This is a genomic window from Chitinophaga pinensis (genome assembly GCF_007896845.1).
In the GTDB taxonomy this organism is placed as follows: Bacteria; Bacteroidota; Bacteroidia; order Chitinophagales; family Chitinophagaceae; genus Chitinophaga; species Chitinophaga pinensis_C.
Genome location: NZ_VOHS01000014.1, coordinates 25,679 through 38,613 on the forward strand (window position 1 = coordinate 25,679; position 12,935 = coordinate 38,613).

General features: G+C 46.8%; 9 protein-coding genes. 7 read left to right on the forward strand and 2 right to left on the reverse strand.

The features are described from left to right. The first annotated feature begins 85 nt into the window (after positions 1-85). The 4 genes from FEF09_RS15295 to FEF09_RS15310 all read left to right on the forward strand — a co-directional run bounded on the left by FEF09_RS15295 (position 86) and on the right by FEF09_RS15310 (position 4,445). Entirely contained in the window at positions 86-1,738 is a 1,653-nt protein-coding gene (locus FEF09_RS15295) for a hypothetical protein (protein WP_146305924.1), read from the forward strand. 73 nt (positions 1,739-1,811) lie between these two features. Further along, positions 1,812-2,348: a carboxymuconolactone decarboxylase family protein gene (locus FEF09_RS15300; RefSeq protein ID WP_146305925.1), complete on the forward strand. Its 537-nt coding sequence runs from the start codon at positions 1,812-1,814 to the stop codon at positions 2,346-2,348. A gap of 10 nt (positions 2,349-2,358) precedes the next feature. After that, complete coding sequence (locus tag FEF09_RS15305) at positions 2,359-3,165, forward strand: SDR family oxidoreductase (protein ID WP_146305926.1); 807 nt, start codon at positions 2,359-2,361, stop codon at positions 3,163-3,165. Positions 3,166-3,203: 38 nt separating this feature from the next. Further along, complete coding sequence (locus FEF09_RS15310) at positions 3,204-4,445, forward strand: dicarboxylate/amino acid:cation symporter (RefSeq protein WP_146305927.1); 1,242 nt, start codon at positions 3,204-3,206, stop codon at positions 4,443-4,445. Between the two features lie 19 nt (positions 4,446-4,464). Here FEF09_RS15310 and FEF09_RS15315 read toward each other — a convergent pair whose 3' ends face one another. Beyond that, positions 4,465-4,833 (reverse strand): DUF1304 domain-containing protein, encoded by a 369-nt coding sequence (locus tag FEF09_RS15315; protein ID WP_146305928.1) that lies wholly within the window; start codon positions 4,831-4,833, stop codon positions 4,465-4,467. 85 nt (positions 4,834-4,918) lie between these two features. Here FEF09_RS15315 and FEF09_RS15320 point away from each other — a divergent pair, with 85 nt between their 5' ends. The 3 genes from FEF09_RS15320 (at position 4,919) to FEF09_RS15330 (ending at position 11,295) form a co-directional block, all read left to right on the forward strand. Further along, positions 4,919-6,388: an OmpA family protein gene (locus FEF09_RS15320; protein ID WP_186774360.1), complete on the forward strand. Its 1,470-nt coding sequence runs from the start codon at positions 4,919-4,921 to the stop codon at positions 6,386-6,388. Between the two features lie 336 nt (positions 6,389-6,724). Beyond that, the gene (locus FEF09_RS15325; protein ID WP_146305930.1) at positions 6,725-9,859 is read left to right on the forward strand and encodes a SusC/RagA family TonB-linked outer membrane protein; all 3,135 of its coding nucleotides are present in this window, start codon (positions 6,725-6,727) and stop codon (positions 9,857-9,859) included. A gap of 11 nt (positions 9,860-9,870) precedes the next feature. Then, positions 9,871-11,295, forward strand: a complete 1,425-nt coding sequence (locus FEF09_RS15330) for a SusD/RagB family nutrient-binding outer membrane lipoprotein (protein WP_146305931.1) — start codon at positions 9,871-9,873, stop codon at positions 11,293-11,295. Between the two features lie 186 nt (positions 11,296-11,481). On the opposite strand, the gene FEF09_RS15335 is transcribed toward FEF09_RS15330, so the two are convergent. Continuing rightward, positions 11,482-12,828 (reverse strand): sensor histidine kinase, encoded by a 1,347-nt coding sequence (locus FEF09_RS15335; protein WP_186774361.1) that lies wholly within the window; start codon positions 12,826-12,828, stop codon positions 11,482-11,484. Positions 12,829-12,935 lie beyond the last annotated feature (107 nt).

The window sequence follows — 12,935 nt, forward strand, 5'->3', positions numbered from 1 at the left end:
AGGATAAAGGGTTTCATTTTGGTCAGGACGCCGGCACACATTTAAAAATTATTATATCTTTACGGGTAGAACGACACTTTAACCTATGAAATACTTACGGACAGGCATGGGCCTGTTTTTCCTGCTATTTGCCAGTCAATCCTATGCACAGACCCCCTCACAGGTCCCTTCTGTACAGCTTAGCGCCACATTTCCTGAACCGGGAGAAGGTTTTGATAAAATACTGCTATTACCGGGTGGTAACACCTGTTACCTGCATTTCGACAAAAAACAGGGCATCGTAGCCAGCTTGTATGATGCAAAGCGCGCCCCGCTGGCAACAGAAGCCGTAAAAGGACAGCTCTGGGATGCTTCCGGCCTCAATGACACAGAAATTGACGGTATTTTTGCTATCAATGATCAGGTGGTGATCTTCCTGCAACAGCTGGTAAAGTATAAACCGAATCTGTACCGTCTTATTCTGGACGGCAGCACGGGTAAACTGGTGAAAGAAGATAAACTGGGAGAACTGCCGACCGTATTGCACAGAGATGTAGCTGTACAGGATAACTTCGCTTCTCATGACTTCCATGTATCTCTGGATGCCGGTACCGGGTATTATGCGGTGGCGGCTTTCGCAGGTGGTGAATTACAACGGAAAGAATCTCCTGCCGAAAGAGTACAGATCTCTCATTACGGTCCTGATCACCAACTGATCAGACAGCGCTATTTCACCGTTGCTGAAAATGATTATCCATACCTCGCTTACCTTGATATGCTCGTAAGTGGTGGTGATAAAATATATCTCGCTACTGCTGCACTGAACAACAGCCGCAAAAGCAGCAAAGATACCAGTGCATTGGTGGCCCTGTCTGTATGGGGTAAAGGTGAGAATAACTTCAACCATACCCTGTTGCCTTATACGACCAACTTCACCGACCTGCATGCAAGTCTGCAATACGTATCAGGCACCAACACCTTACAGGCCCTGATCACGACTGCCAATAACCAGACGGCAAAAGCACCGGTGCCCGCTGCCTATATCAACTATCTGGATGCGGGCACACTGGCACTGAATAGCTATACCGCCTTACACAGTGACAAGATCACCGCATTTGCACAGGAGAAAATGAAGTATACCAGTCCTTACAATGGACAACCACAGGCATTGATCGCACATGCGGACGGCAGTAGTACTATCCTGATGGAATCTATGTCTATCTTCGCTTCTACAGGTAGCAATTCATGGAATAAGATGCATACGAACCTGAATGATATCGGGGTGACCGAACTGGACGCACGTGGCCGTGAACAATCAGGTTACGGACTGGTTAAAATGCAGGTCGCAAACGGTACTTATGAACCGCTCTATTTCCAGCGCAGAAAGAAAGGACAGTGGATCTTCCGTAACCGTATTCAGGTGCTCAATACAACGCCTTACCTGTCATATGACTACCTCCCGACAGCCAAAGCGACTTATATCATCTTCAACGATTATCTGGCTTATCTGGATCAGGGTGGTACGTTTACTGACAAGAAGCCCATGCGTTATCTTACAGAAGCAAATACTGTCTGCTACAGATGTACACCAACAGGACAGGAAAGACTTTTCCTGTTTGGCACACCTGAGACATTCAAAGGATATTATTGTATGCTGGGTGCTTCAGACTTTGATGAAAAGAAAGGCACTTATGCAACGCTGATGATCACCCGCAAAGGAGAGGAGAAGAAGGCTTGTGTGGCATGGGTGAAATTATAAGTACTTAATTTTTTAATTCTCTACCGGATTTGTAGGTTATTTTCGTATTTTCAGTTAATAACCTACAAATCTTATGGCACGTATTAACCCGCTTTCCCCCGAAGAAACCCCTGTTCCCCTGCAGGCAGCCTACTCGCTGCACACTACTACCTGGAACGCATGTATTACAAATATGAAAGCCACGCTGGGGCATTCCCAGACCGCTTTTGAAGTATATATGGAGTGGTATCGCTTATATGACCGCATTAAGCGTTTCCTCGGTCTCCGTCCGGCTTATCTGTTTGCCTACACCGTGTCTGTTGGCAGTAACTGTCCGCTTTGTACCACTTTCTTTCGTAAAATAATTATCGATCATGGTGAAGATCCTGCTCATATCGTTTTCAGCGAAAAAGAGCAGTTGCTCATGGATTTTGGCAGCGCGATTGCCCAACATCAGGGCAGGGTGAATGAGGCGTTATTTGCCGCTATCAGTGCTGTATATAACACGGAGGAGCTGGTTGAACTGATTGCTTTCGCCGGACAAATGATTGCTACCAATATCTTCAATAATGTGATCGAAACTGATATCGACGAGTACCTGTTTAATTATCTGCCCCTTACCCAAAAATAATCATACCATCATGACACAGGATCTGAAAAATAAGACCGCTTTTATTACGGGCGCCGCCCACGGACAAGGACGCGCTGCCGCACTTGCACTGGCAAAAGAAGGCGTGCATATTGCTGCTTTTGATATTGCCCGCCAGATGGCGTATCCCGGATATACGCTGGGTTCAACGTCTGAACTGGATTCCCTGAAAACAGCCTGCGAAGAACTGGGCGTACAATGCCTGACATTTACGGGTGATGTACGGGATAATGCCGCGGTAGAAGAGGCGGTAACAGCTACGGCAGCAGCTTTGGGCCGGATAGATATCCTGTTTAACAATGCAGGGATCTGTGCATATGGCGTAACACATGAAATGCCGGAAGAAGAATGGGATGCCATGATTGATATCAACCTGAAAGGTGCATGGATCGCCGGCAGACACGTCATTCCGGTCATGATAGCACAAGGCGGTGGTGTTATTATCAATAATTCCTCTATCGCCGGATTAAGAGGGATGAACCGGCTGAGTCACTATGCCGCCTCTAAATGGGGCCTTACAGGATTGACGAAATCATGGGCAATAGAGCTGGCGCCCCATAATATCCGTTCTGTAGCTATACATCCTACGGGTGTGAATACGCCCATGAACGACGGACTGGCAGCATTGGAAGGTGCTACTCCACAGGAAATAGCCGAACGTTCTGCCGGAAACCTGATCAATGTACCATGGGTAGAAGCAGAAGACGTAGCGCATATGGTGGTGTTCCTTGCTTCGGATAAAGCCCGCTATGTGACCGGCGCCTCCTTTGTACTGGATGCCGGACTACTGACCCGATAAGCCCTTCATATCCATTTTCCTCACCACAAATCGTGTGTATGACCCCATCTACCGGCCATCACTTTTTCCGGCATTACCGGGATATTATTTTCTTATTATCCGGCATTATTGCGGGTACACTGGCAGGTTGGCTTTTGCAGGATCAGGTACTGGTGTTAAAACCCATAGGAGATATCTTCCTGAACCTGTTATTTACAGCCGTCGTGCCGATGGTTTTCTTTGCCATATCCTCCGCAGTAGCCACCCTCGATAGCACCGGTGTAACTGCGAGACTGGTATCTGCCACGATCACGGTCTTTATTATCACTGTATTGTTAGCGGCCATGATCGCCGTTATCGGTGTCCATTTATTTCCCGTTACCCAGCACCTTGAAAGCATTGCGACAACCCTTGAAAAGACGGAGCCTTTAGGCGAACAACTGGTAAAACTGGTATCTGTAGGAGAGTTCTTTGAATTGCTGTCCAGAAAGAACATGCTGGCGCTGATCATATTCTCCCTGCTGACCGGTATTGCCGCCAGAAAAGCCGCCCTCAGCGGAGAATCGTTCCGGCGTTTACTACATTCCGGCAACGAAGTAATGAAGCAGTTACTGGGATTGATCATGTTACTATCTCCCGTGGGATTAGGCGTTTATTTCGCCTGTCAGGTAGCCGTGACAGGCCCTCAGCTATTTGGTGACTACGCACAATCACTTGCTACCGGGCATATTATCTCTATTTTCTACTACCTGATCGTCTTTACGGCTTATGCGTTATTATCCGGGGGATGGTCAGCCGTACAAAGATACTGGCGGAACAATCTGCTGCCATCTGCTACCGCATTGGGTACCTGTAGCAGTGTTGCTACTATCCCTGCCAATCTGAAAGCAGCAAAAGATATGGGACTACCTGCCCCGGTAGCAGATATGGTCATCCCGCTGGGAGCTTCCCTGCATAAGGAAGGATCTGCTATCGCTGCTGTGATCAAGGTAGCCGTTGCATTGGCCCTTGCAGGCCGTTCTATGGAAGGAATTGACACCATTCTGCTGGCGGTGCTGATCGCAGTATTGGTAAGTATTATTGAAGGAGGCATTCCGAATGGTGGCTATGTCGGACAACTACTGATCGTGTCTGCTTATCAGTTGCCCGCCACCGTGTTACCTGCTATTATGATTATCGGCACCTTACTGGATCCTGTAGCGACGTTGTTGAATGCTACGGGGGATACAGCAGCAGGGTTGATGATTAACAGACTGGTAACGGGGAATCCGGCAAAGCTGGAGCGGTTTAACAGGAATTAAGAATTGGAGCGTAAATGCGCTAAAAGAGGGAAATGACAATCAACAACAACGTCACCAACGCTGGCATCGCCTGTACGAAAAATATACGCTTACCCGCTGTCAGTGCGCCATAAATACCTGCTACAGCAATGCAGCTCAGAAAGAAAGTCGCCACATGCATGGACCATGCTTCGTCCTGAATAAAGAGGGACCAGATCAATCCTGCTGCGAGAAAGCCGTTATATAATCCCTGATTACCAGCGAGTGTTTTGGTGGGTTCAAAGAGATGGGCCGGCAGTTGTTTGAATACTTTAGGCGCCTTTGTGGTCCAGGCGAACATTTCCAGCCATAGAATGTATAGGTGCTCCAGGGCACAAAAGCCGATGAGAAATTTAATTAAGATCAACATAAGTAGTATTTTTACTGTAGGTTTTCGATGGACTAAGATATATAATTCCACGTGCATGCTGGCCTGTGTTAGAAAAAGTATCGTAATGATACTACTATGCTGTTACTGTACATTGGGGCTGATCGCCCAGAACCTGGTGCCAAACGCTTCCTTCGAAGATGTAAATATCTGTACGGAATATACAGCCCCCTGTGCTCCATCCGCCTGGCTTTCGGTTGCGCCGGAGGTTGCGAGGATGAAATACCTATGTAATGGCGCGGCCTTGCAGGGCCAGCACTATGTCAATCTCCTGCAGGAAGGCAAGGAAAATCCCGATTTAAGAATATATATACAGACCCGGCTGCTTTGTCCGCTGGAAAAAGGTCGTACCTACCGGATCCGTATCTACATGAATACGGATAACTACCCCCTTCGGGCGGGTATCCGCTTTGATACAGCATTTGTATTCACCCAGAGCGGGAGTTGTCTGACAGCGCCCGCCAGTCTGGAACTCAGTGAAAATGATGTGCAAAAGAAACTATTCCGCCTGAATCATCCGTGGTATATGTTGGAGAAGACCTATGTAGCTACACAGACCGCTACGCATATGCTGATCGGTAACTTCAGGGCGCCCCAGCGTAAGGAAGGCGCCGGTGGCGGCTATAGCAATGCGCAACTGCTGATCGATAGTATCAGTGTGACACCGGAGGGTGGACCACCCGTTTGTCCGGATGCGGATAGTACCATCGCCCTGCTATATACGGAACATCACCGGCATACGATCCCTGAAAAATTTATTGCTTCCGGTGAGCTGATCCACCGGCTGGACGGGGCTTCCGGATGTGATACGATCATCCTGAAAGACGACCTTTTTACGGTGGATAAAAATAGCCTGAATGATCGTTATAAACAGCAGATAGACGAGGCCCTGAATCGTTACCGGGGCAATCGTGCCCGCATTCAGCTGATAGGGTATGCATGGCAGACTGCTTCTCCTGAATATAACAGGATTATATCGGCGGATAAAGCCAAAGCTGTGGCCAATTATCTCGTGTATAATGAGGGATATAGTTTCGATGATTTCGATGTACAGGGTGCAGGTAAAACAAATCCACGGTATGATACCGCAGGTCATACTGCCGGAGAAAATAACCGGGTGGAAATGATCATTTGTCGCCCGCCACTGGCCAAAGATACCCTACGACCCCGACCTGCAGTGCATCAGCCGGACACGCTTGTCATTCCGGATATTCTCTTTAAATTCAACAGCAGCGAACTCAATAAGAATCTGTATAGCTCACTTGATAGCCTGATCAAAAGAATACCCCGTGATGGCAGCATACAGTTACAGGTAAACGGCCATACAGACAATGCCGGTACTTCGGCCTACAATAATTCACTTTCCATGAAAAGGGCCAATGCGGTTGCCGGTTATATGCAGGAACATGGTCTTGGCAATGATATCCGGCTAATTACTGGTGTGGGTGAAAGTCAGCCGGTGGCCGATAATCAATCTGCCGAGGGAAGAAGGAGAAACCGCAGGGTAGAGATTATCATATTCTACAGCCCGGATTAATGTGCTGCGCAATTAAGAATTATGCGTTAAGAATTTCGGGTAATTGTGTTTTTATCAGCCGGTATTTTTATCAGGAATTAATTTGTGAAGTGAAAACCTTGCAAAAGAATGTTTGTTTTTATATTTTGTCTATTCAGGAAGTAACTTGTATTTGTTTAACCAGGGAAAACTCGAAATCTGATAACAGGAAATTGCTTATGTCGATGACACACTTGAAAGTCGTATAACACTCCGGGGATCACTTTATTGAACAATCAAACCAAAATCATGGCGTACTGAAGTATAGCCGGGAAGTTTCATGCTTTTTCACATCACTTACTCTAAACTTAACAGCTTATGAAAATTTCTACAGGGCTGGCGCTGATCATGCTATTGGCTGTCTGCTCTACTACCTTTGCCCAGAAAGGCAAAACCCTCCGTGGACAGGTTGTTGCCGGTGACACACAACAACCACTGGAGCGTGTGGTCATCGTAGAGAAAGGCTCCCAGAATCACGTATTTACAGGTGCCACTGGTGATTACTCCATTACCCTCACCAGTGATAATGCAACACTCATTTTCTCCTATGTAGGTTATACTACACAACAGTTATCCGTGGGTACAGGTGATTTACTCAATGTGACCATGCAATCTTCGCAGAAAGACCTGAATGAAGTGGTGGTCACCGCCTTTGGCGTTAAAAAGGAAAAACGTGCCCTTGGGTACACCATCCAGCAGGTAGACAACAAAGACCTTAACGTCAACCACCAACCCAACGTTGTCAATGCCCTGCAGGGTAAAGTAGCAGGTGTGCAGATCTCCAGCTCAGGTGGCGGTCCGGGTCAGGGCTCACGTATTATTATCAGAGGTATTAACTCCATTTCGGGTGACAGGAATAACCAACCCCTGTTTATCGTCGATGGGGTGGAAATTGACAATAATACTTACACCACAGGTGGTGCTGAAACCCGTGGTATGAGCAACCGTGCTGCTGATATTAACCCCGACGATATTGAAAGCGTATCTGTACTCAGAGGTGGTGCTGCAACGGCTTTGTATGGCATCCGTGCAGCCAACGGTGCGATTGTTATCACCACGAAATCAGGCAAGGCAGGTAAGTTACAGGTGACTTACAGCGGTATGTATGGTTTTGATAAGGTAAATAAAACACCGGATGTACAATCAAAATATTCGCAGGGATATCTCGGCGAATATGACCCGGCCAGTTTCTGGCCCACCTTCGGGCCTACGGTAGAGGAAGCAAAGAAGCTGGATGATACGCATCCTGATCAGCTTTATAATAACTATAAACAGGCATTTGAAACAGGCACCCAGACTCGTCATACGGTGAATGTCAGCGGTGGTACTGAGAAAGCACAGTTGCTTGGTTCCATGTCTTATCTGGATCAGGATGGCGTGATTCCTTTCAGCACCTTTACCAGTTACAATGCAAGGATCAATGGTCAGTTTAAGATCAGCGAAAAGTTCAGTGCAGGTGTATCGCTGAACTATATTAATTCCGGTGGTGACAGGGTCAATGCTGACCGTTATGGGGAGCAGATTATCTACTGGTCTCCGCGTTGGGATATGAAAAATTATGTGAAGCCGGATGGTACGCAACAGACTTACAGCAGTGGTACGAACAACCCGATCTATACACTGTCAACCAACAAGTTCAGAGATAATGTGAACCGCACCATTGCCAGTACTTTCATTACCTATAAACCCACTTCATGGCTGAATTTCTCCTATCGTATCGGTAATGATTTCTATACGGATGGCAGGGTACATCAGGCACCCGGTCCGCTGGGACTCGTAGGAGAAGCTCCTAATCTGGATGACAACGAATATGGGTTTATGTATGAATATAATCTCCGCAGCCGTACCCTGACTTCTACCGTCATGGCAAATGTCACACATACATTTAAAGAGAAGTATTCTATTGATCTGAAGGTTGGTCATGACCTGCGTGATCAACGTGTGAGAAGGAACAGTGTAATGGGAGATACCCTTGTTGTACCAGATCTGTTCCTGCTGAATAACGCGAAGCGTGTAACCGCGGAATCCTATATTTCTGATTACAGGAACTATGGTTATTTCGCAGATCTGACGCTCGGACTGAATAACTATCTGTTTCTCGAACTGACCGGCAGAAACGACCTGACTTCTACTTTATCTGTCAATAACCGTAGTTATTTCTATCCTTCGGTCAGTCTGAGTTACATCTTCAGTGATCAGTTCAGATTGCCCAACTGGTGGACGTATGGTAAGTTCAAAGCTTCGTGGGCGAAGATCGGTAAAGATGGAGATCCTTATTCCATCACCAATGGATTCAAGGCCGGTACTACTATCGGATCCAGTGTACCTTTCTATCAGAACAGAACTTTAGGGAATCCTAATCTGCGTCCTGAGTTTACACAAACAACAGAGCTCGGTACAGAACTGCGATTCCTTGAAAGCAGGATAGGTCTGGAAGCGGTAGTCTATCAGCAGCAAAGTAAAGACCTGCTGGTACCGGTTGATGTCTCTACCACGACAGGTTTTGATAAGGCATATGTGAATGCCGGTGAGATCAGCAATAAAGGACTGGAGGTGACCCTGTCTGTCGTGCCGGTGCGTACAAAAGATTTCAGCTGGGATTTCCGGGTGAACTTCTCCACCAACAGTAATAAAGTGAAGAAGCTGAACGAAGAGCTGCAACTGAGTGAGATCGTATTGTCTTCCCAATACGGTTATCTGAGTTCTACTGTGAGCACTAAACTGGTGCCCGGTCAGTCGTATGGCGCTTTGTATGGCAGAACTTACAAACGCTATTATGGGAATGAAGTGGATGATAAAAAGACGCTGCGTACGGATCTGCCTTTGCTGATCGGCGCTAATGGTTTTCCGGTGCTGGATGATGCTTCTAATCAGCGTTATCTGGGTAGTACACTGCCGAAGTGGATTGGTAGTACCACGCAGACGTTCCGGTATAAACAGCTGTCATTGTCTGTATTGCTGGATGTGCGTCATGGTAATTACAAGTATAATCAGCTGTCTAATTTCCTTGCGGCATTCGGAGAATCAAAAGAGACGGAGAACCGCGATCAGACAATGGTGTTCAATGGTGTGCTGGCAGACGGTACGGCTAATACCAAAGCGGTGTATCTGGGACAGGCGAAAGGTCCGGATGGTGTAGACTATGGTGCTGGTTTTTACCGGAACTATTATCGTGGTGCGAGTGAAAACTTCATCGAAGACGCTTCATGGGTAAGGTTACGTTCCCTGTCATTGTCTTACACATTACCTACACAATGGCTGATACCTACGAAGACGATCAGTGGAGCGACGGTGTCCTTCACCGGTAATAATCTCTGGCTGCATACGAAGTATAGCGGTTTTGATCCGGAGACGAGTTCTTCACCTTCGGGAAGTAATGCGTCCGATTCATTTTCCGGGTTTACATATCCGGCTACGCGCAGCTTCCTGTTCAGCCTTAATCTTCAATTTTAAATCTGTCTTTCATGAAACGTACATTGCTTAAAATATATACACTGGCACTGGCTGCAGGTCTTTTCTGTGTGCTGCCTGCCTGTAAAAAAGGTTATCTGGATATTAATCAGACCGATCCTAATCTGACACAGAGGCCGCCGATTAATGGTCTGCTGGTAGCGACGACTTATCAGTCTGCGATTAATGTATACTCCACCGGTTATATCACTTCCTATTATGTGCAGCAGCTGGCTTCTCCGAATACCGGCAGTGGCTCGGATATCTATGATGATGTAGACAGGAGTTCCAACTGGCGGGCTATTTATCTGAATGTAACCGATATCCGTCAGATGAAGCAACTGGCACTGGCGCAGAGGGCTTATGAACATTTGGGCGTGGCTGATATTCTGGAGGCCTTGAATATGAGTATGGTGATTGATCTGTATGGAGATGCGCCTTATAAAGAAGCATGGTCAGAAGGCGAGAATCTGCGGCCTGAATATGACAGCGCAAAGGTTATTTATGATAGTTGTCTGTCGCTGATTGATCAGGGAATAGCAGCTTTTAATCTTCCTGACCCTTTGGTGGCACTGGATCCGGTGAATGACCTTGTACATGGAGGGAACAAGGCTGCGTGGGTTAAAACGGCGTATGCGCTGAAAGCCAGATTATTGAACAGGAAGAGTAAACTGCCGGATTATGATCCTGCGGCTGTACTGGCAGCGTTGGACCTTGCTTATGAGTCAAATGCGGATGATGCCCAGATCACCCGTTTTGAAAGTCTGAGTCCGTGGAACAGTGTGGCAAAAAACAATGCCAGCGGTACGCTGGATGGCTGGTTGAGTGCCACTTTCATCAATGCGCTGAATGGTACGACCTATGGTGTGGCGGATCCCCGTTTACCATTGATCACTGACCTTACCCGTTTTGGCGATTACAGAGGGACGGTGAATGGTGTCGGACGTACGGGATCCGGGACTGATAACTCACAATGCGCATTATCAGTAAATGGGTTCTATTCCCGGGGCGGAGCACCGCTTTTGATGCTCACCTATGCAGAGATGAAGTTTATCGAATCTGAGGCTTCTTTTGTGGCAAATAAGGCAAGATCTTATCAGGCATACCTCGATGGTATCGGAACGCATATGGACAAGTTAGGGGTGGCGCCTGCGGCGAAACAGGCTTACGTGGGTAATCCGGTGGTGGCTGTAGGACAGGCCGCATTTACAAAAGATCTGCTTTTCAAGGAGAAATATGTGGCCACTTTCCTGCAACCGGAAACATGGACGGACGCCCGCCGTTACGATTACAGGTATAAGAACTTCCAGTTACCACAGGGCGCTCTGTTAAATACCTTCATCCGCCGGGTGGGATATCCTACCTCTGAAACAAGCCGTAATCCGGAAAATGTTCCGCCGGTAGGTTCATTGGCTGATCACTTATGGTGGGATAAATAAATATGAAATTACTTAGAGGATAATTAGATAAGGCTTAAACTATACTTAACCTACCTTAATGCTACGTTTTGAACGCAGCATTAAGGTAGGTTAAGTATAGTCAGACTAATGCCAGACAAAGGACAGGCTTATCAACGGTAACAAGAACCGATGAAGTCTATTTGCAAGGTTGTGATAAACAATTATTTACGCTGAAAGTGTGTTGCCGGTGACCTTCATCTGACTAAGCGGGAAGCTGGCAAAAAAGGTGGTGCCTTCACCGGGCGTACTTTCGAACCATAGTTCGCCATCCTGCAGGGCGAGTAGTTCTTTACAAAGTACTAATCCGAGGCCAATCCCTTTTTCGTTGTTGGTACCGAAGGTCGATTGTGTTTTCAGGGAGAATATTTCGTCGTGATGATTGGGATCTATACCGATACCATTATCGGAGATCATCAGGTGACAGCGTTCTTCATTGACACGCAGGTCAATGGCTATTTGTCCGCCGGAAGGGGTGAATTTAATCGCATTATTCACCAGATTTCTGATGATCAGTTCCAGCATGTTATGATCCGCGGTAATATAAACATCCGGGTCTACGCGGGAAGTGATGTTGACAGACTTCTTGTCAGCCAGCAGGCGTTGAATCGTCAGTACTCTTTCTACTGCGTTATGGACATTTTCAGAAGATAACCTGACACCTTTTCCGTCCATCTGCAATTTAGACCATGTTAAGAGGTTGGTCAGCAGACTGGAAGTATTTTTTGTCAGGGTCAATAGTTCATCCCCCAGCATCTTCTTTTCTTCTTCTTCCAGATCGTATTCTGCGATCAGGTGGAGGGTGGTAATGATAGAGTTCAGCGGACTTTGCAGGTCATGCGCGATGATGGAGAATAACTTGTCCTTTTTCTGGTTGAGTTGCTCCAGTTTAATATTCTGACTATCAATTTTATCGGCGCGTTCTTCAGCATTGCGCTTTTCTCTTTCGTAATTATTTCTTAAATAATTGGTAATGAGATAGATGCAGGTTAGTGTGATCAGGTAACTGGACAGAATATCCACGTATCTGTATTCCGCACTGCCATAGCTGTCGGTGATCCATGCAGGATTGAGGTATTCTTTTGTAAGGAGAATAACGGGCAGCAGCAGGTGCAGGCAGGCCCACATCCAGTGGCGGCTGCGTGGACTGAAAGCTATTAACAGATTGAATGTCAGGAAAAACAGCAGCAGGGCAGGGCCATGGCTACCGGAATTCAGATAAAAGGTGGCTGTCAGCGTAATATAGCTGACAATCGCGTAGGCCAGCATGCTGACATGATAGACCTTTTTATAGCGGGAGAGGTAAAAGAAAAAGACCTGTAGTACCAGCAGGGTAGCCACGATCACCCATACGAACGTCAGACCGAGCCACATGTTGAACGGCAATAATACCGTCAGCAGGGCCATGGTCACCACACTGATAGAGTTGAAGGCACGGTTCTCCAGCGAGAACGACGCAGGGTCTCCTACCAGTTCTTCCCAAATGTTGGCTAGTTTACGTGCAAATTTGTGCAAATGCTGGTTTTTATTAGTATATGCTGATAATCGATAAGTTATGCAAAGGTCTACGTTTAAATGCGAATATTTATAACACATACATGTTATAACGGATATAGGTGGAC